Consider the following 21,069-nt stretch of genomic DNA (forward strand, 5'->3'; position numbering starts at 1 on the left):
GGTGCATGACAGTGAGAAGAAATCGGCCATTGGTTTGCATGATGTTCTTGATGTGGTTCAGCTTGATCACGTTATTCGCTGCCGCCAAATCGGCGGAGGCCGTCCCGCTTGGCACCAATCTTTTGTCGAATGGCGACTTCGAAACCGTTCAGAGCGGCGCTCCAGCCAATTGGAACCCGATCGGGGGGACGTGGGGGACGATTGCCAAATGGGATACAGCGGCTGCGCATAGCGGGACATATGGTGTATCCATTACGACAACGACCAGCAACAACCCGTGGATCCATCAAAAAATGACAAGTAATGTGGAAGAAGGCGTTACCTACGAAATTTCAACTTGGGTGAAAAAGGTTGGTAACACGACTGGAAGTCCTGGCTTCAAAATCGAATTTTACAATTCAGACGTCATCTCGGGTGCGACTTCAGTCGGAGGGGACCGCGCCTACAGATTGAAGTCGACTAGCCTGACCGGCAGCTGGCAGCAGGCCACTTATCGGATCACCGCTCCGCCCGGAGCGACGACGATGGTCGTATATCTTCGTTTCTATGGCACCGGCACGGTTTATTTCGATGATGCAGAAGTTCGGGCGATTAAGGCGAAGCCGATGCTCCGGCTGGAAACGGACCGCATTTTTTACGATCCAGAGGCAACAAGCGGAACGATTCAGGCCAAGCTCGATATTCCCGGCGGCTCCTATGCGGACAAAACAGTTGATTTCAGCGTATATAAAGCGTCTACCGGCATCGAATTGTTTCGTATTTCGGACATAGCCGGCTCGACAGACCCGATCACTGCGACGTTCGATCCTGGCCTGATGGATATGCACGAAACGTACACGGTTTCGGCCCTTCTAAAAGATTCCTCCGGCACTGTTATCGAAACGGAGACGTCAGAAGTATATCGGTGGGAGCGACCGACCATGCTTGCGCCTGATGGCAAGATGCTGGTGAACGGTCAGCCGTTTTTTCCGGTTGTGATGTACCATGTGAACACGGAAGATTACCCTGACATGCAGCAAATCGGCGTTAACACTGTGCAAGGGAGCTGGGCCTATTCCCTTGCTACACTTCAGCAGCAGCTTGATACAGCACAGGCGAACGGGTTGAAGATGCTCGTTCCGCTCTACACGGAAATGCTTGTCAAAGAAAACTTCGACTACATGCAGCAAGCGGTCACCCAATTCAAAAATCATCCTGCGGTTCTTGCGTGGTATGTCATGGACGAGCCGACAGGCAACGGCATCTACCCGCAGGAGCTTATCGACGCTTATAAGCTCATTCACTCGATCGACCCTGCACATCCGATTTACATCGTGGAGGACAGGAAGGAAGCCTATTCCGCTACCGGAAAAATAACGGATATTTTGGCAGCAGACATCTACCCTTTGAACAAGGAGCCGATCTCGGCGGTTAGCGAGCAGATGGAGATGGCCCGCGCGAGCGTTGAGCCGGCCAAACCGGTATGGTTTATCGCACAAGCTTTCCAATTGCTGAACAACCCGAATTGGCCTTATTTGCCGACGATCGGTGAGCTTCGTAACATGATTTATCAGGGGATCGTCACGGGAGCGCAAGGAATCGGATACTATTCGTTCAAAGATCCGGGCTGGCTCTTGAAAACATCCGTTTTATGGCCTGGGATGGTCGATTTTTCCAAGGAATACGGACAGATGGCCGATCTGATAAACAGCGGACAGAAGATCGATAGCGCGAGAAACGAGCAAGTGCAGTGGGGCCTGTGGCAACAGGGGGCGGAGCGATACGCCGTAATCGTGAGTTTGACGGATAGCGCCCAGCAAGTGTCTGTTCCACTCGGAAGCAACGGTTATGAAGCCGAGCTGCTTTACGGAGCAGAACCGGCGAGCTTCGCCAGTTACAACCGCGAGCTCACCGTCACGCTTGATGCGAAGCAGGCGCTCGTGTATCGGATCAATCCGTTCTCCGAGCGGGTAGACGCTGCACGTACAGTGCTTCGCGCCGCTGCAGAGACGGGAGTTGCCGCTTGGCGGACGAAGGCTAATAAGCTTGCCGACGATTTAGATGACTACGCCGGCGTGTTTGCCCTCGCTCCGGATACGGAAGCAATCGCAGGCGGTGCAGCCGAATTACTGGAAGATGTTGACTCGCTGCAGAAATGGGTCGAGAAAAAAAACGATACACAGCTCGATTACAAACGTAGCGATCATCTTGCTGCATTGGAGCAGGTCAAGCTGAAGCTGCTGCCGATCGTGCAAGCGCTTCTGCAGATCAAGCTGCAAATAGACAATGAACGAATCGTCGCCGATACGAATGCCGGTTTGACGATGCAAGCGGCCAATATCGGTGAAGTCAAGCTGCGAAATGTTCATCTCCAAGTATTATTTCCGACGTCGTTTGGCATTGCTCCGGTCGAAACTTCTGTGGGTGATTTAGCCAGCGGAAACAACGTTCAGAGCCATGCAAGCTTCATTGTCCCGTTCGACATAACGCCGGGCAGCTACGAATCGGTGCTGAAGGGCTCTTTCGAGTACAAGGGACGGACGTATACCACCGAACTCGAAAAAGCGGCGACACTGCTGAGAAAAACCGACTTTCGTCTTGTGCCGGAGCAACTGACGTTCAAGAAACCTGGAACGGTTTCGTTTAGCGGCGAACTGCAAAACAACGCTTCCGAAAGCGTCACCGTTAACGTGTATGCGGTCGTTCCTGCGGGATTCGCGCTCTCGTTCCCGTCGACGATCCAGCTTGCACCGAACGAACATATTATCGTACAAGGACAGCTAACCGCTGCTTCGTCTGTAACGGATGGTGTCTATAACATCGTGCTGCAGCCGCAAGTCGGAGGTGGCCATTATGCCCCGCTATCGCTAACCGTGAACGTCGACCGGAACTTGGCCTACAATCCGGGCTTTGAACGGAAGCACCCGACTGTGGAGACATCTGACGGATGGGATCTGCGCAAAGCGAGCTGGGATGATTCCGTGTACCATAGCGGTACCCGTTCCATTCGGTTAAATCCGGACCCGACGAACAATTTCAATACGATCAGCACGAATGCTTCCAAAAAAATTCAAGTCGATCCCGCCAAGACGTACACCATTTCGGGTTGGGTCAAAAACGCTTCTACGAACGGGACGGTCAGCATTATGCTGCGGGAGGAAGATGCAAATGGAGCCTTTGTCGCGCAAACGTGGAAAGTCATTCCGAAACAAACGGATTGGACGCTTGAATCGACGACGCTCACTCTTAAGTCCAATACGCGGCAATTGATGATCTACTTCTGGATGGACCAACAGGCGAACGGCAATGCCTGGCTCGACGATCTGTATGTAAAAGAAAACGACTAAACCCGATAAAGGAAAGGGACTATCGCTGGTATCCAAGACCGAGCGCCGCGCGCCGGAAAGCGCGCGGTGCTCGGTCTTGGTTTCGCGAGAGTCACGAAAGGAGTTGCTTTACTTGAGTCAGTTAACTAACACGGCGAGTGTCGATCTCCTCGAAGGAAGCGGTCCTGTTGCGCCGGCGGCTATACTTGGCACGAATCTGGAGATCGTTACGGAAACCCATACAGCTCTTTTGTCGGACCGACTGGACAACCCGAAATTTTGCGGTCCTGCAGATCCCCGGACCGGTCTCGCCGATGGATGGTTGATGCGTGGCAATCACCAAGCGATGCACTGCGAGCTGATCGAAGGGATGAGCTTGTCAGGCAACGCCTCCCAGTTGGTGCATAATTATGTGGGCGCTCATAACACGATTTTGCAAACGGGACGTGTTGTCAAGCAAGATGAGCATTACGAGGTCGAGTTGTGGGCCAAAGTGCGGCACCATCCGGTCCCGATCGAAATAGCGCTGGGGCCGCTGGCCGTACGCCAACCGGAATACAGCAGGGCGGCGGTTGTGATCGATGCGTCGTATTGGAAACGGTATACCGTTCGGCTCCATTCGCCATGCGAGGACAATACGGCTGTATTCTCGATCACACTGACCGGAGCTGGTGTTCTGCTGTTGGATCAAATTCATCTCCGCCCGGTCGGAGCGCCAATCGTGCATCCGGACGTTCAGGCGAGCATTCGTTCGCTGCAGCTGACCGGGTTGCGTTTTCCAGGCGGCTGCGCTTCCACCAATTACCGCTGGAAGCTGGGGACGGGTCCCGTACATCTTCGTCCGTCTTTACCGGACCCGATCAATCGGAAACGGGCTGAATATGATTTTGGTACGGACGAATATTTGGCGATGTGTCACGAACAGAGTATACAGCCATTTATCACGATCAATATCGGCAGCGGCACGCCGCAGGAAGCGGGGGAATGGGCGGCATATTGCGCGGAATGGTTCGGTGAGCGGAATTTGCCGTTGCCCGAGATTTACTTCCATATGGGGAATGAGCAATATGGCTCCTGGGAATCGTCGCATATGGATGCAAGCATGTACGTGGAAGCGCTGCGGGTATATGTGCCTGCTGTGAGAAGCGGCTATCCAAGGGCGCGAATTGTCGCACTCGGCGAGCCGTTCTGCTCGGGGGTGGCGGGTTACCCGGCCTCGCCGCTTCGCCAGACGGTGCTGGAGGAGGCGAAGGCGTTATTCGATGTGCTTTCGATAAATCGATACAAAGGCCAGTGGTACGCAGAACCTGCCGATCAGATGTGCAATGTAGTCGATAGTGTCGCCAAAATCGCCCGCGATTTGACGGAGCTTGTCGAGGATATCCGCCGGTCCGGATCGAACGCGGGCGTAGCGCTTACAGAGTGGAATTATTGGATGCAAGCTTCGCACTGGGACGGCGGAAGATTTGCCGAGCCAGACGACGTGCAGCACGGCCTGTTTTATTCAGGGATGATCCATGCGCTCGCGCGGCTGGCGCCTGCAATGGAGGTAGCAAATTTCTACCATCTTCTGAACGTGATGGGGATGATTCGCAATGATGGGGGGAGCTTGTCGGAGACGTCAATGGCTGACTTGTACCGCCTGTATCGTCCGGCATTCCCTGGCGAAGTTGTGCCGATCGAGCTGCGTTCACCGGAAATGGGGGAAGGCATCGCCTCGGTTGATGCGATAGCTCTACGCACAGACGATTCGTTGTGGCTGTATGCGGCAAACCGTTCGCCGGAAGCGGAATCGGTCGTATCGTTTGGCGGTTTTCCGGAAATACCGGATGAAGCTCTGATGATGACCGCCGCCGATTACAAGTCCCCTTTAAGACACGCTGAGGCTCCTACTGTGCGTGGTCACGTAACTTTGCCGCCGCTGACGATCATTCGGCTCCGCTACAGCCTGTTGAGCGGAACAGGTTGAATCAGCGCAGTCGAGGCGCTATTCCGACGATACCGTGCCGAACGCATTGCAGATTGCCGGCACTCTGAGCGCGCCTGCAGGGAGTACGGTCATTTCGATGCACTAGCGGTTTGCATGGCGGCGAAAACGGCCATCTTGTTGTACAATGAACGGTAAGCCATCACAGCGGAGGCGAGAGATTGGGAAGACGGGGGATTGACAGCATGGCCATCTTCAAAAGCAGAGTGTTTCTCAAAATGTTCATTTCCTGCGTTCTGATTCTCGTCTTCCCGGTTGTGGTGCTGGGCGGCGTCAATTATTACAACACGTCGCAAATCGTAAACGGGCAGCTGCTCAAAATGAATATGGCGACGGTCGACAGGGTGCGCGATTCTTATGACCGCATGTTTCGCGATTTGCACGACATGACGACGATGATCGGCGATTTGCCTTGGCTCACGCGCATAACGCAGATGTCCTCGATCGATTTCGACCGGATCGATGTGAACGATATGACCAATATCGTAAAGCAGCTGCGCGTTCACAAGTTCAGCAGCCCCTATATCCGTAATATTACGGTCGTCCTGCGTAAAGGCGATCTAGTAATCGATTGCGACACGACCTATGATAAAGCGCATTATTGGAATGTAAAATATACGTTTGACGATTCGCGCTTTTCCGGCAGGCAACTTGACTGGAGCAGCCTGTCGGCGACGTTTATCAACAAGCTGACGATCCATTACTACGGCAATACGACTGATTATTCGATGCTGTACGCGCGGCCTGTCAGCGCAACCGGGGCAACCGGCGGCGAGCCGGCCGCGCTGATTCTTGTACATCTGGATGAAAGCAAGATGAAAGAAGCGCTTGACGATTACAGCATCGGCGAGAACACGATGGTGTACGCGATGAAGCCGGACGGCAGCGATTTTTTCTCCGAGGATACGGTCGCCTCCAGTCCGATCGCCGGACTCCATATTCAGAATGGTGATTCGGGAAGCGGCCAGGCGGCGCTCGGCAGCGAACGGTTCCATTATTATTTCACGGTCTCGGCTTACAATGGGCTCCGCTATGCGGCCGTTGCGGATACGAAGTCGGTCATGGTTCAGGTCGACGCGATCAAACGGACGACGGCGCTGCTGGCCGTCTGCTCCGTTCTCGCCGGCTTTGCGCTGTCATACGCTGCCGCCGCAAGCAATTACCGTCCGATCAGACGGCTGACCGAACGAATCAAAATTCCGTGGCTGGCCGGTTCCGACCATAACGAGTTCGACCGGATCGAGCAGGGCATCCGTCAGTTGGATTCCGAGCGGGAGATGCTGAACCGCAATTTGGAGGAGCATCTGCCGATTGTAAGAAATAACACGCTGCTGAGGATCGTCAAAGGCATCGAGCATGGCGACGAATTGGAGCAAGGCTTGACGAAGTTCGGCATCATGTGGGACAGCAGTATGTTCTGCGTAGCCGTGATCGAATCCGAAGCGATGGACAATATGCGTTCGACGGAGCCGTTCACCGAAAACGAGTTGGATGTCGCCATCGTCAAGGGGCTGCAATCGTATTTGGCGGATATTGGAATTTACTGCGATGTCGTAGAGTTCGAGTCCTCGACGTACGCAGCCATTTGCTACGACGGGTTTGCAGGAACAGGCATCTTGAAGAAAGCTGTCACCGATTGGATCGAGCAAATGCGAGTCAGGCTGAGCAGCAGGCTGGAGCTTGGCTTCGCCTGTGGAATCGGCTCAGTCGTGCATGATGCCGGCGATATTCACCGCTCTTACAAAGAAGCGCTTGAAGCTTTGGCATACAAATTCCGGCAAACGCAAGCGGATGTCACCATGTATGAGGACATTGCCGATCAGTCGAAGCATAATGTCGCATTTTCGGCGGAACATGAGCTGCGGCTTGTCCAGGCGGCGAAGACAGGCGATTTTATCAAAACCGAGGTTTATATCGATGAGCTGCTGCGTATTCATACAGACGGACAGCCGCTGAACCGCGAGACGGCGATGTATGTATTGACGAAGCTGTTGTCGGCGGCTGTCCAAGCAAGTGAAGAGCTTGGAATGCCTTGGACGGATACGCTTAGCTACGCCGATCTGCATCGTCAGCGCAGCTACGAAGAAGCCGTCGCCTATATCAAATCCGTCTATAGGACGCTCTGCCAATGCGTCGAAGGAGAGAAACGGTATGTCAATGAGAAGCAGGCCAAACTGGTTGTCGGCTATATCGACGAGCATTTTGCGAGCGAGGACATATCGCTGACGCTGCTTTCGGAACGATTTTCCTGCTCCGGCGTGTATGTCTCGCGGCTCATCAAGGAGTATGCCGGCTGCAACTTTGTCGAATACGTCAATCTCAAGCGGATTGAGAAAGCGAAAGCGCTGCTTTTAAGCACGGACATGCTTGTGAAAGACATTGCATTTGCCGTCGGCTACGATCATGACATCACATTTCGTCGTATTTTCAAAAAATACGAGGAGATCACGCCCGGCGAATATCGCGAAGGACTAAGCCGGGCTGACGGCGCGCAGCAATTGGATTAAAACGTATAGGTTTAATACAAGCAGAGAGTGTTCAGTATGACGAATTTGTGTGTATTCGCTTGATGGGGGACGCCGGGCCGGTTGCGCCTGCCCGCGACATTGCTTGGCGTCAACCTCGAAATGGCAGATACGGTCGACGCCGCGCTGATGAGCGATCGGCTGCGGAACCCGAAATTTTGCGGTCCTGCGGACGGACAGACGGGCCTCGCTAAAAAAATATCCTTGCGATAAATGATGAATGAAATAAACTATATCAACGATAAACCATTTAGAAGAGCTTTCAATCGGCTATACAGCGAAATTGATAAATCTTCCGCAGGTTGCGCATCCCCAAAGCATTAAAGCATTACTTTGATCAATACTCCTAGGTTCAGTGATATTGGAGGCAAGCTTCCATTTGAAAATCTGGAAAGTTTGGCGATTACCGAATGCGCCGAAATATCCTTTGAAGAAGTAACCAAGCTAGAAAAACTGAAAAAATTGAAAAGGGTGCACCTAAATTTCAAGAAGGAAAGCGACCGTCGGTTATTTGAAGAATTGGTTCAAAAAAATGGATGGATCAATGATATGCTATAAAACGAATCATCTCGCCAAAACGGCAGCGCACTGGAAGGAGGATGAACATTGGCGTTAAGTAGGTCAGAGCTTATATCCATCGTTGAAAAAATCATGCAGGCCGAGGGTACGGAAGAAGAACTGGATGAGTTACTGGATGTACTGGGGAAAAATGTACCCCACCCGGAAGTAAGCAACTTGATTTTTTGGAATGATCAAGAGTTATCAGCGGAAGAAGTTGTTGACGAGGCTTTAAGTTACCAACCAATTGTATTACCCGATAAGGCACATTGAAGTTCATACTAACCTTGATTGGCTCGATGCCTTTCAAGGTTTTCTTTTTGGAGCTTTCATTGGCTTAGCCTCGATAGCCTCGCTCCCGATGATGATAATCAAGCTAAAACTTCCCCCCTCGTAATACTTCCGCCCTGTTCGCGCGCTCCAAAATATAGGATGATAGCACTCAAGAGGCCGCTAGCATCGACAACAGCGGATATCCTCCAAAAGATTTTCCTCGAACGCTTCAGGCTATTGCCATCCTTCCTTCTAAACAAATTGGCGATTAGGGTGGCAGCTTTCCTGAAGTGTCCAACTACCTGGCTATCGCATCTCTTCCTTCTAAGTCCATTATTCCTCTAGAGATGCGAATTTCCCGGTATCATTAGCCAAGAGAGGAGGCATCTGGGGCGCTATCTTTTCACTACGTGATTCCCGCTCTAGAGTCTTTTTATGAGAAATGTTATATATCTAAGGAGAAGCAGGAAGCTCATTGTGGAACCCGGGCAGCATCTTCTTCCTCCCAAATACATAGCTACGGCTATGAAAAATATCGAGTACCTGGGATTTACTTTTTCCGAACCGCTAATGGGCGTCTTAAAGACGTTATCCGTTGAGCAGTTTACAGCTTTGTATGAGCAGCTTGTGGCGGATTTGAAATCGCTAGTAGGAGCGAATGTCAGCTTCAAGCCGATGTACCCGGGCTTCCCCCGACAAGTGATGCTGGCAAGCGAAGCGGAGCTCTACATAAACGCGATTCTTCACTATATAACGTTGGAGCTGCCCGAGTATGAGGCTCTGGAGAGACTCCCCTTATTGGATCAGGTCGATCTGAAAATCATCGATTTAGGCAGTGTGGACGATTTTCATCAAAGCATTCGCAGCCTCATCCAAGCGAAAGTGTCGATTTCCGACTCCGACAAGGAAGATATCGAATGGATGCTCGCCACTTGCGACGATCCGGAGACCGTGCTGCCTGACGAGATTCCTTTGAAGGAGAATGTTGGTTTTGTAGTCGGCACGCTGCTCAAATATGAAAAGGCCAATCTAAAGCTCATCGAAAAATATATCAAAACGGCGACGGATGTGCTGCGCTTGGCGGTTGCGTTGTCGGACGGGGATGTAAGTCTCGCTGCGAACACGAGGTTCCGAAAGTTCAAACGCGCCGAAAGGCGGCTGCTTCTGAGGCTGCTTGAGCAATGCGGGAGCATCGTCGAGGATATGCTTCGCTATAAGCATCGCTGGATTCGTCTCGGGGAGATTTTGCACCCTGCCGAGTATCCGAACCGTTTTTACAACTGCAAGGAAGCGTTTGACATCCTCAGAAACAATAAACCTTATGAAACGTTCGGCGGAAAAGTCGAAGCTGCGCTTCGCCATAAGGATGCGAGCCTTGCTGCGGACCTATTGAAAAATCGTGCAGGCGAGTTTGCTCGTCGGTTGGACCATTTGCTTCGAATGGAGGAAAACTCCTCGCAAGTTGTTGCTAAGTTCGGCGAGGTTGCGGATCAGGTATCGACTCCAGTGCTGCTGCAGGTAATGACTCATTTTCGTCATCGAAACGAGAAGCAGGCGTTGCGGACGTTTTTTCCAAAAGGGAATGTAGCGAAAGCGGTCGCCATTGCAAATACGCTGCCCGATCTTGACGCCGAAGCTTGCGAAGCGATCGTTCAAACGTGCCGGAGTGTATTGATTAACCGATTCTCGGAGCTGCCTGCGCTGGGGGATGTGTACATCGACGAGCGATTAAGGCAGTATGTGACGCCATTTTCACAAAGGTCTGCGAGCAAAGCGCTGCGTACGGTCGTCCGAGGCAGCAGGCTCGAGTTGCCGGAAGGGGAGACGATTCGTTTTTTCTTATGGTGGAAAGAAGGGACTGTAAACGGCCAGCATACGGGAAGAGTCGATATAGACCTGTCAGCCGTTATGTACGATAAGAACTGGCGGTACGTCGAGCATATTTCGTACACGAATTTGCGTTCAGCGAAATATAAATCCGCTCACAGCGGGGATATCACGTCGGCGCCCCATGGGGCTTGCGAGTTTATCGACATCGATATTCCTTCCATCGTACGCTACGGCGGGCGATACATTGTAGCTGCGCTGCATTCGTTTACCGGGCAAGCGTATTGTGATCTGCCTGAATGCTTTGCCGGTTGGATGATGAGGAAGCATGCCGCTTCCGGGGAAGTTTTCGAGCCCTCGACGGTGGTGGACAGATTAGATCTTGCTGCGGATACCCAGATCGCGATTCCGGTCATTTTGGACTTGGCGGAACGAACGGTGATTTGGTGCGACTTGGCGCTGCAAAGACATCCGAACTACAACAACAATGTAGAAGGAAATCAAAAAGGTATGGTGCTGATGGGCCAAGCGATGACCTCGTTAACGAAGCCTAACCTTTATGATTTGTTCATGCTGCATGCCGCTGCCAGAGGGCATTTGGTGGAACGTGCTGACGCGGCTCAGACGGTGTTTTCGGTGAATGAAGGAGTTACGCCGTTTGATATTGGTAAAATCATGTCTGAGTTTATTGCTTAGGGGAGATTTCAGCGGCTGGGGATTGGTTTCGTTTTCTAGATAGTAGTTGCCAAGGCGTAAGTGCAATCAATTGATTGCACTTTTTTGGCGCGAATGGTATATTCTAATCCTAGGGGGTGAACAATATAAATGACGACGGCGGAATTTCTACGACAAGCAAAAGCGCTCATTTCAAGCGGACGCACTTATTTTTCCAAGCGAAACGACTATGATACCATTCAAGCTCTTTTTGATTTAGGTATTGAAGACAGAAGAGGAGCTTGGCGAGAAATCATGAGGTTGAAGCCTACCGACCAATACAAGCCGCCTGAACTGGATCGAAGAGGGTCCGAGGAGTTGGTTTGGTTCTTTAGGAAAGAACTTAACGGACAAATCGCTTACATTAAGTTGACCATCGATCAAAATCTGTGTATATGCATCTCTTTTCATCCAGAAGGATACACTCAAAATTAATACATAGGGATGACGGGGCTATATACCTCGTCCCCTACTTTAAATAAATTCCGATCCTAATTAGGAGGAAATAATAATGAACATAATAAATTATTGTGAAACTTGTCGCTCAGAGCATACTTATACCATAAAAAAAGAACGTAAGGCATTTAGATTTAGAGGACAGGAAATTGAGATTGACCGAAGAGTAGCTTATTGTAACAATTGTCATTCACTTATTGATGTAGAAGAGTTGGAAAACGAAACAACATCTAATGTAGCGCGAATTTATTCCGAAAAGTACGGTATGACTTCATTTGAAATTCAGAATATTAGACAGCGATATAAATTGGGTGTGCGGCCCTTTGCTAAGTTATTGAACATTGGACCTGCAAGTGTGACTAGATACGAATCGGGAAGTTTGCCACAAGCGAGCCATTTAGAACTTTATAAGCGGCTCAAGCAACATCCGCATGTTATATTAGAATTTTACGACAGAAATAAAAGTTCGCTATCCAGCAGAGAATTAAAAATGGTCGATACAGCACTTAATGCTTGGAAAATATCAGAACATTCATTTCAAACAGACGAACAAATTATTGAGTCTATTTATAAACCTTATAAGGAAACAGATTTGTCTGGTTATGGTGATTTTTCCTTAGAAAAATTCATTAATATGATTTTATATTTCACGACAAATGGGGTTTTGAAAACAAAACTTATGAAATTATTGTGGTATAGTGATTTTCTATATTTTAAAAGACAAACGGTATCAATAACGAGTGCAACTTATGTTAAATATCCATATGGTCCGGTACCAAAAGATCATGAACTGACTTTAGCGCATTTACAACATATGAATGTGATTGAAGTTGATGAACGTACGAATGAGGAAGGCTGGACTATGATGATAATTAAAGCTTCCGAGCCCTTTGATTCAACTATTTTTACTGAAGATGAATTAGAGACCATGCAAGAAATTGATGCGTATTTTAGAGATTATGGTTCTCGGAAAATTAGTGAGTATGCACATAATGAAAAGGGATGGTTAGAAACAGATGAAAAACAACCAATTAGTTACAATTATGCCGAAGAACTACGAGAGCTTCATTAAAACTATATAGAGAATCGAAACTTAAGTGATGTTTATTAGGATAAATAATGTCGCCAGTATGAAATTCTCGGTGAAGGATAAATATGTTCTAAAAACCCGCAAAGGAATCTTTGCGGGTTTTCTATGATCAAAAGCTAGCATAAATGTCAAAATAAAACTGTCACTCTAGGATGCGTTCGAAAATCGCCGAGCGAGCAGCTGCGTGAACGGTTGAAAAAGTGGCGCTTGGGGCGAGTGGAGTTGAAACCCTGATCAGGAGGATGTGTCAAAGTTCATGGGAGCCGCCTCTGCCTTACAGAGCAACATATAAGATAAACGAGACGTTGAGCCGGACGAATGGTTTCCATTATGTTTTGTCGGTGATTATTGTAGATGCGCTCCTCATAGGCATATATTCGCTATGGAGAAGGAGGCGTTAGCAGTCGAACTGATCAAAGCAAAGCTTCCGGTCACGTACTTAATTGCAGAACATGTACGATTCGGCCCAGCATACACCATCGGATGGATTCAATTCACATCAACCTTCACTACGTTTTCCCTTGCTGCTCCTGTGCCGCTTTAATTCACTGGGACATCGTTTTCTTCTCCCTATCCTTGAACGAGCTGCCCTCGCAATTCGATTTTGCCCAATTGGAGCAGAGGTATCGCCCTTATCTGCCCCTCCAATCCGATAAAACCCACTTACAGAGCGGTTTTTACCATCTCCCTGCGAAAATCCTTACTGCAAGTGGGCAAAATCGGACTCCAGCGCCCCAATCCGCGTCCCCCCTCACTGCAAGTGGGCAAAATCGGATTCCAGCGTCCCAATCCGCGTCTCCCCTCACTGCAAGTGGGCAAAATCGGATTCCAGCGTCCCAATCCGCGTCTCCCCTCGCTGCAAGTGGTCAAAATCGATTCCAGTGTCCCAATCCGCGTCCCCTCTCTCTGCAAGTGGGCAAAATCGGATTCCAGTGTCCCAGTCCGCGTTCCCCATCTCTCCAAGTGGGTAAAATCGGACTCCAGCACACCACCCCGCGTTCTTCCTCTCCAAATGGGCAAATGTCGGCTCCCGCTGTCTATTGGCATTGGTGTCTAGCAACAAACGAAGGGGACAGTAGCTGCTTAACCTGACGAATTGTTTTTCTCCCCCCGCCCCCAACTATGGGTCCGTATACCCTTATGCGCCTGCGGAAGCGGGGCATGTCTGTCGCTCGCCAAAATACGACGCATTTTGGCGAATGCCTTTATATGAAAGAGAATGGCGGTGCTCGCATTCATGGAATCCGCCCGAAAAGCGTGGGTCCGTATACCTTGGGAAAGGAGGAGCATTGCTTCTCCGTGCAAGCCCGAAGTGAGCTTTAAGTCCCTTCCGCATAGAGGATGGACGCGATAAAGTGGTAGTAGAATGCCGTATTTCCATTACATGGTCCGCATCGCCAATTAATGACTTGCCATTTTCGACGCTACTACTTTGTACCGATCTATTCGTTATTCGACTTACTTCTTTGTACCGACTTATTCGTTATTCGACTTTACTACTTTATACCGATATTCATTCACGATATGGGGTGGTCCCGGCTTGGAAAGTCACGTCCACGGAACGTATAATATTCCCCTTGTTGCCATATCGATCGTCGTTTCCATCTTCACTTCCTACTCCGCCTTCAACATTGCGGAAAGGGTTGTGTTTCACAGGGGAAGTTCCCGGACGCTTTGGATTATAGTCGGGTCATGCGTAATGGGGATGGGCATTTGGTCCATGCACTTTATCGGCATGCTGGCTTTTCATCTTTCGTTTAACGTGATATACGATTCCTTCTTGGTCGTCGTATCCATGCTGCTGTCGATCTGTGCCGCTTTCGCAGCGCTGTGGCTAAGTACGAGGGAGAATATTACGACATCTGCGTTTATTGCGAGCGGATTGTTTATGGCGACGGCCATCACAGGCATGCATTATACCGGAATGGCGGCTATGATTATTCCGGCGCGAATTATTTATAATCCTTATGTGGTTATGCTGTCTCTGCTTATCGCTGTGGCGGCATCGTTCTTCGCGTTATTGCTTACGTTCCGGTTTCGCCAAAAATCGGCAGCTTCTCCTCATCGCGTCAAAATAGCCGGAGGATTTTTATTCGGCATCGCGATAGCATGCATGCATTATACGGGGATGTACGCGGCGAAGTTCGAGATGCTCGACAACAAGCCAAGCGAAATGTTCGCTCTGCCGGCGGTTAACAGTTTTACTTTGGCCTATTTAATCGGGGCTGCTGCTATATTCATTTTGCTGCTCATTATATTCAGCTTGTATCTGGAGCGGAAGTTTGCCGTCGGTTTGGCTGAATTGAACGAGGGCCGCTATAATTTTATTTTCGAGCGCAATCCGGATATCGTTTGTCTCTTCGATACGAAGGGACGGCTGCTGCGGGTCAATCCGGCGGCCGTTGAAATAACGGGTTATCCGGAAGAGGTGCTGCTCAGCACGCCGATCCTCGAGCTTGTCGCTCCCGGCGATCAAGAGAGGGTGAAGGACGGCTTCCGGCTTGTAGCGGAGGGAAAATCGCAAATGCTGGAGTTTTCCTTGCGCCATCGCAAAGGATGTTTCTTACATTTAAATACGACTATGGTACCGCTTATCGTGCAAGGAGCCATAACGGATATTTATACGATTTCCAAAAATATGACCGAGCAGCGAAAAGCGGAGCGAGCGCTTGTCAAAAGCGAAGCCAATCTGGAGGAAGCGCAGCATATCGCCGGAATCGCCAGCTGGGATTGGGATATCGAATCGGATACGCTGATTGTTTCGGCGGAGATGTGCCGGTTTCTCGGCATGAATCCGCCGGATCTGAAGACGGCGCTAGAACTATCCGTGCAAAGCGTTCATCCCGACGAACAACAGTCGATCAAGCGGCGGTTGGACGACGTTTTCACGCAGGTGGGGGAGGATTCGTTTGAATTCCGGACGCTGCTCGAGGACGGAACGATCCGCTATTATTACGGGGACATCCGCTCCGAATATAGTAGCGGCAAACCGGTTCGTATGTTCGGCTATCTGCAGGACATTACGGAGCGCAAACAGCTGGAGATGCAGCTGCTCAAGGCGACCTATGCGAAGAATGAATTTCTGGCGAATATGAGCCACGAAATTCGTACGCCGATGAACGCGATCGTCGGGCTGAGCCGGCTGGTGCTGACGACGGAGCTTCCGGAAAAGCAAAGGGAATACGTCAATCGCATTCAGACGGCGTCCCGCTCTTTATCCGGGCTGATCGACGATATCCTCGATTTGTCCAAGATTGAAGCCGGCAGGATGGAGCTGGAGGAAGCCCCTTTCGATCTGAACCGCGTTTTGCTTGACGTATCGGATGTGATTTCGTTAGGCGCTGCGGATAAGGGCTTGGAGCTTGTTTTTTTCACCGCCTGGGATGTGCCGGGGCAGCTTATAGGGGACTCGCTGAGGCTGAAGCAGGTATTGCTGAATCTGGCGAACAATGCGGTGAAATTTACGGAACGCGGCGAGATCGTCATTCGCGTCGGACTTCTTTCTCGAAGTGAAACGAGCGCGACGCTGCAGTTTTCGGTCGAGGATACAGGGATAGGCTTTGACGGCGAGCTGGCGCCCAAGCTGTTCCAGCCTTTCTCCCAGGCGGACGGCTCTACTACCCGGAAGTTCGGAGGAACCGGCCTCGGTTTGGCGATCAGCAGCGAAATTGTCGGTTTGATGGGCGGACATTTTCAGGTCGAGAGCAAAGCGGGAGAAGGCAGCAGCTTTACCTTTACGGCCGTGTTCGGATTGCAGGGGGAGCAGGATTCACCCGTCTGGCCCGACGGGCTTGGCCGGTTCAAGGTGCTGGTTGTCGGGCGGCATCGGGCTTCGCGGGAGCTGATGGCGGAATCGCTGGCGGCAACCGGCTTAAGGGTGGCGGCAGCCGGAGACATATCCGGGGCCGTTATGGAGTTGAAGGCTTCTGCGACGGAGGGGAAGTCGGATTGCGACCTTATCTTGCTTGACTGGGATGCGAAGCAAGCCGGCAGCCTGCAGCTCTTGCAGGACATGAGCGAAGTCCCTTCTCTGGCGGGAATCCCTTATATTTTGATGCATCATTATTTTCAGCATGAAGAAGCCGCTTCAAGCTCCAGGCCATATCCTCCTCTGGGCATGCTGGAAAAACCGATCGACCATGTCAAGCTGCTGGCCGAGGTTCTCAAGGCGCTGGTACCGGAAGAACGGAAGTCTTCCAGCGAGGAACGGAACAGCTCGGGAGAACAGGCACCGGCCACCCTTTCGCAGGACGAGTTCAAGCGGCTTCAGGATGCGCGCATTCTTGTCGTCGAAGACAACGAGGTCAATCGGTTGATTCTTCGAGGGATGATAGAGGCTTATGATGCAAGCGTGTATACGGTAGGCGACGGGAAAGAAGCGGTGGATACGATCGCTCATGCTCCGTCCGAGTTTTTCGATATGATTCTGATGGATCTGCAAATGTCGCCAATGGACGGCTACGAAGCAACCGGTCATATACGCCGGATTGAGCGGGATACTCCGATTATTGCGATAAGTGCCTTCGCGCTTATGTCGGAGAAGGAGAAGGCATTGGAAGCGGGCATGAACGATTTTATATCGAAGCCTATCGATCCGGGGGAGCTTATAGCCGCAATTGCCAAGCAAATCAGGAGGAGGTCGGGGGATATGGCGTCTTTCATCGATTTGGATGCGCTGTATCATCGTCTTAACGGAAACGGCGACCTTGTTTGCCGCGTACTTCGTACCTTTATCGGGGAGCATGAAGATTTCGTTTCGCAAATTCGAGACGATTTGAGCTCCGGTAACGAGCAAGGCGTAAAGCGCCGTATTCATAATGTCAAAGGCGTTGCCGCCAATCTTGCCATGGACGCTCTATTCCGTTGCGCGCAACAGGCGGAAGCTTCTATAATGAAAGGACAGCAGGCGGAGATCGCTCAAGCGATGGACAAGCTGGCCGCCGTGATGAACCTGGTGCTTCAGCAAGCCGCGATGGATGCGGAGAAGATCGGGCGTCAAACGAGTACGGCGTTTACCGGCTCAACGAGTGGGAATCTGCCGGCTCTGATTGATGAATTGGACAATCTGTTATGCGACAACAAGATGTCGGCGTTAGGCGTTTTCGCGCAAATTTCGGGCATGCTCGGGCATAAGCCGGCTTTCAAGAAAGAGCTGGACCGGATGGAACGGCTCATGGCGAAGTTGAATTATAAAGAGGCGAGACTGGCTCTTGCCGAAATAACCAGGCGACTTGACACCGAGGAGGCGACTTAGCATGGAAAGCAAAAAATCGATCTTGATAATCGACGATACGTACACGAATATCGAGCTTTTTCACGCCATTATCGGGGACCAATACGAGATTTTGTTTGCTACCAAAGGGCTGGAAGGTTATGAAGCTGCCCTGCGCCATCTGCCTGATCTTATTCTTCTGGATGTCATGATGCCGGATTTGGACGGCTACGAGGTGTGCAGGCGGTTGAAAAAGCATCCGTCGACGAAAGCCATTCCCGTCATCTTCATATCCGTTCTGGATCATGAGGAGGATGAAGAGAAAGGGCTGGAAGCGGGCGCGATCGATTATATCGCCAAGCCTTTTAATGTAACGAGCATTAAGGCGAAGATTCGAAATCATATTCTTTTTAAAGATATGCTGACCAAAGCGGAGTACCGCATAGAACAATGAAAAGTAATACAACAGGAGAGCCCCGAATTGAGGCTTTCCTGTTTTGCTATTTTACTATATATTCCGGTGCTCTCCATTTTTTTGAGGGGGTATGGCAAGATTATGCCCGGATAGCCGGCGTTCACATTGCTTTGCAATGCAAGCCCGCAAAAATAAAAGCGGCCGTTTGCTCCGCTTCGGCTTTCGCCGATGCATCCGGTGCCGGTGGAGCAACGACAAGATAGGAATCGTACGCGGGGTACACAAGAATCGACGCGATGAAAGTCAAAGTCAGCTCCAGCGATTCATAGACAAAAACGCCCTGCTCTTTCCCGGCAATGACGATCTTCTTGAGATGGTCGAAGTAAGGGGAAATAATGCGGCGAATATGCTCGCCTCGCGGATTTTGCGAAGACAGCTCATGTCTCAGCAGCATGTGGAACTGCTTGTTGCTCGTACGCATGCGGGTGAAGGTGTCGATAAAATGGTGAAGCGCTTCCCGCGGATTTTGCTCGGGAGCTTTGTCGTCAAACAGCTTGTTCGTTTCGATATGCAATTGCTCGATAACGGTATAATACAACTTCTCCTTGGAGCCGAAATAGTAGGCAACGAGCGCAAGGTTCGCATCGGCCGTTTCGCATATTTTGCGGATGGACGTTTGATCGTAACCGCTATTGGCAAAACAAGCTTTGGCCGCATCCAAAATTCTGCGCTTCGAATCGTCCTGCTTCTGATTCATCGGAATCCTCCCAATACTTAATAGTCCCCCCAACCTCTGGAAGTTTCATGAGAGTTATCTTTTATCAAGTAAATCGTCATGACTTTGATTATAGTCAAACAAGCCGCAAATGATCAAGCGCGATAAGCGGGAAATCGCTTGTTCGCGAAGGAAACGTCATCAATGTCGAAGGATCGGTCATCGACAAAGGCCGTTGGCCGGTTACATAATGAAAAATAACGGTCTGTTGCAGCTAGAATCAAGCCGATCAGCAGTTTTCATCGGAACGAGGGAGTGCATCCATGTACACAGTGCTTGTAGTAGACGATGAAGCGATTGTATGTCAAGGCATCAAGGAATTCCTGGAGATGTCCGATCTAAACATTTCGCAAGTATTTACGGCGTGGAACGGTTATGAGGCCTTGGATTATTTGCGTATGGAAACCATCGATTTAGTCCTGACGGACATCCAGATGGATGGCATGAACGGCATCGAGCTGATGGAGTCGATTTTGTCCGAAAAGCCGGATATTCCGGTCGTGGTCATATCCGCGCACGATGAATTCGAATATGCGCAGAAATGCATTCGGCTGGGGGCAAGGGATTACTTGATTAAACCCGTTTTGCTGCCTCAATTGGTTCAGGTCGTCGGCCGGGAGCTTTCGGAAAGGCATGAGAAATATAAGCGGCTTTTGGAAGACTCGCTCAAGCTTAAATTTTCGATGACGGGCATATCGTCCATGCGATCCTACATTTTAAACGAAATCGTAACGGGTTCGCTGGAGGATACGGACGATTATTTGTTTATATTCGAACAGATCGGGTTAAAGCTCGAAGGGCCTTATTTTGCGACGCTTGTTATTGAGCTTTCATGGGAACGTGCGGGGATTGGCGGCGGTGCGATCCAATCGCTGCGCGACCGGAATTTGCTGAAGTATGCGGCCGTCAATATTATTGAAGAGACGCTGGCGGAATGGAACGCGGTAGCCTTCTACGGTCAAGGCAATCAAATTGCAACGATTGTCCAGTTTCATGAGTCCGAATACGCTCCGGGCAGGGCGGAACATATATCGAAGCTGAATTTGATCGGGAAAACGCTCGCAGCAAACATTCAAGGCTACCTTCATATGGAGGCGGTTGTCGGGATCAGTCCTTTGCGGCTGGGGCTGCAAGCACTCCCCGAGGGTTATCGCGATGCTGCCAAAGCAGTTAAATGGCATGCGCTTTACGCCAATCACAATGTCTTCTATGCCGAGGACTTCTCTTTGAAGGAAGCGTCGGTACAGGTCAATTGGCAGGAAAAAACCGACCGGTTCATCGAATCTGTCAAGACCGGGAAAAAGCCGGAGGAAGCGGGGGAAACGGTACGCAGGTTTATCGCAGATATAGCTCCCGTCCTGGAGAGCGACGATTCCACTGCCGGCATTCCGCTGAGTATCGCCTATCGGGTATATGCGAGCTTGCTGGAGATGAAAGAGACGGTGGGGGATCGGCATAAGGCGCTCGAACCGATCCTCTTTTTTCAATTTCCGCTTACGGGGGACGAACTAAAGAAGCGTCTGGCCGTATTTTTATCGGAGGCGGCGGAACTCGTTCATAGCTCCATGAGCGATCACGATCAAGCGGTTATACAGCAATCCATCGCTTATATTCGCCTCAATTTCCGGAACAAAGGACTGAAAATACAGGATGTGGCGGACCATGTGCATTTAAGCCCCAACTATTTGAGTTATTTATTTAAGCAAATAACAGCCGAAACGGTCTGGGAGTTCGTCACGAAGCTGCGGATGGAGGAGTCCAGGCAGCTGCTTATGAACACGTACAAGAAGCGTTATGAAATAGCGGACGAGGTCGGATACGAATCGCCGGAGCATTTTAGCCGCGTGTTTAAACGGTATTACGGGGAAAGTCCCAATACGGTCCGAGGGTCGTAACCGGCTTAAAAAGGCACCTAGAAGTATGCGTGTAACG

General features: G+C 50.5%; 12 protein-coding genes. 10 read left to right on the forward strand and 2 right to left on the reverse strand.

Going from position 1 to position 21,069, the window contains the following annotated elements; all coding sequences use genetic code 11:
• Positions 1 to 11 precede the first annotated feature (11 nt).
• The 7 genes from DQG23_RS25795 (at position 12) to DQG23_RS25825 (ending at position 12,717) form a co-directional block, all read left to right on the forward strand.
• Entirely contained in the window at positions 12 to 3,326 is a 3,315-nt protein-coding gene (locus tag DQG23_RS25795) for a carbohydrate binding domain-containing protein (protein ID WP_158560687.1), read from the forward strand.
• 112 nt (positions 3,327 to 3,438) lie between these two features.
• Complete coding sequence (locus DQG23_RS25800; RefSeq protein ID WP_113033921.1) at positions 3,439 to 5,274, forward strand: hypothetical protein; 1,836 nt, start codon at positions 3,439 to 3,441, stop codon at positions 5,272 to 5,274.
• 203 nt (positions 5,275 to 5,477) lie between these two features.
• Positions 5,478 to 7,799, forward strand: coding sequence for a helix-turn-helix domain-containing protein (locus DQG23_RS25805; RefSeq protein WP_113033922.1), 2,322 nt, complete (start codon positions 5,478 to 5,480; stop codon positions 7,797 to 7,799).
• A 624-nt stretch (positions 7,800 to 8,423) separates the two neighbouring features.
• Positions 8,424 to 8,648: a bacteriocin immunity protein gene (locus DQG23_RS25810; RefSeq protein WP_113033923.1), complete on the forward strand. Its 225-nt coding sequence runs from the start codon at positions 8,424 to 8,426 to the stop codon at positions 8,646 to 8,648.
• Positions 8,649 to 9,083: 435 nt separating this feature from the next.
• Positions 9,084 to 11,171, forward strand: coding sequence for a TerD family protein (locus DQG23_RS25815; protein ID WP_113033924.1), 2,088 nt, complete (start codon positions 9,084 to 9,086; stop codon positions 11,169 to 11,171).
• A 129-nt stretch (positions 11,172 to 11,300) separates the two neighbouring features.
• Positions 11,301 to 11,624: a type II toxin-antitoxin system MqsR family toxin gene (locus DQG23_RS25820; RefSeq protein WP_113033925.1), complete on the forward strand. Its 324-nt coding sequence runs from the start codon at positions 11,301 to 11,303 to the stop codon at positions 11,622 to 11,624.
• 76 nt (positions 11,625 to 11,700) lie between these two features.
• Positions 11,701 to 12,717, forward strand: a complete 1,017-nt coding sequence (locus tag DQG23_RS25825; protein WP_113033926.1) for a type II TA system antitoxin MqsA family protein — start codon at positions 11,701 to 11,703, stop codon at positions 12,715 to 12,717.
• 681 nt (positions 12,718 to 13,398) lie between these two features.
• Here DQG23_RS25825 and DQG23_RS41885 read toward each other — a convergent pair.
• Positions 13,399 to 13,755: a hypothetical protein gene (locus DQG23_RS41885; RefSeq protein WP_146762379.1), complete on the reverse strand. Its 357-nt coding sequence runs from the start codon at positions 13,753 to 13,755 to the stop codon at positions 13,399 to 13,401.
• Positions 13,756 to 14,275: 520 nt separating this feature from the next.
• On the opposite strand from DQG23_RS41885, the gene DQG23_RS25835 reads away from it, so the two are divergent.
• Both DQG23_RS25835 and DQG23_RS25840 read left to right on the forward strand, forming a co-directional pair.
• Positions 14,276 to 17,989, forward strand: coding sequence for an MHYT domain-containing protein (locus DQG23_RS25835; protein ID WP_113033928.1), 3,714 nt, complete (start codon positions 14,276 to 14,278; stop codon positions 17,987 to 17,989).
• Between the two features lies 1 nt (position 17,990).
• The gene (locus DQG23_RS25840; RefSeq protein WP_113033929.1) at positions 17,991 to 18,401 is read left to right on the forward strand and encodes a response regulator; all 411 of its coding nucleotides are present in this window, start codon (positions 17,991 to 17,993) and stop codon (positions 18,399 to 18,401) included.
• A gap of 121 nt (positions 18,402 to 18,522) precedes the next feature.
• On the opposite strand, the gene DQG23_RS25845 is transcribed toward DQG23_RS25840, so the two are convergent.
• Entirely contained in the window at positions 18,523 to 19,119 is a 597-nt protein-coding gene (locus tag DQG23_RS25845) for a TetR/AcrR family transcriptional regulator (RefSeq protein ID WP_113033930.1), read from the reverse strand.
• Positions 19,120 to 19,400: 281 nt separating this feature from the next.
• Here DQG23_RS25845 and DQG23_RS25850 point away from each other — a divergent pair, with 281 nt between their 5' ends.
• A complete protein-coding gene (locus DQG23_RS25850; protein WP_113033931.1) occupies positions 19,401 to 21,032 on the forward strand; it encodes a response regulator in 1,632 nt (543 codons plus the stop codon).
• The last annotated feature ends 37 nt before the right edge of the window (positions 21,033 to 21,069 follow it).

The sequence above is a fragment of the Paenibacillus contaminans genome (assembly GCF_003285015.1).
Classification (GTDB): domain Bacteria; phylum Bacillota; class Bacilli; order Paenibacillales; family NBRC-103111; genus Paenibacillus_V; species Paenibacillus_V contaminans.

Excerpts from the sequence above, each read along its gene's own strand:
- DQG23_RS25805 (WP_113033922.1), top strand. The coding sequence starts at position 5,478 with ATGGCCATCTTCAAAAGCAGAGTGTTTCTCAAAATGTTCATTTCCTGC.
- DQG23_RS25825 (WP_113033926.1), top strand. The coding sequence starts at position 11,701 with ATGAACATAATAAATTATTGTGAAACTTGTCGCTCAGAGCATACTTAT.
- DQG23_RS25820 (WP_113033925.1), top strand. The coding sequence starts at position 11,301 with ATGACGACGGCGGAATTTCTACGACAAGCAAAAGCGCTCATTTCAAGC.
- DQG23_RS25815 (WP_113033924.1), top strand. The coding sequence starts at position 9,084 with ATGAGAAATGTTATATATCTAAGGAGAAGCAGGAAGCTCATTGTGGAA.
- DQG23_RS25845 (WP_113033930.1), bottom strand. The coding sequence starts at position 19,119 with ATGAATCAGAAGCAGGACGATTCGAAGCGCAGAATTTTGGATGCGGCC.
- DQG23_RS25850 (WP_113033931.1), top strand. The coding sequence starts at position 19,401 with ATGTACACAGTGCTTGTAGTAGACGATGAAGCGATTGTATGTCAAGGC.
- DQG23_RS25840 (WP_113033929.1), top strand. The coding sequence starts at position 17,991 with ATGGAAAGCAAAAAATCGATCTTGATAATCGACGATACGTACACGAAT.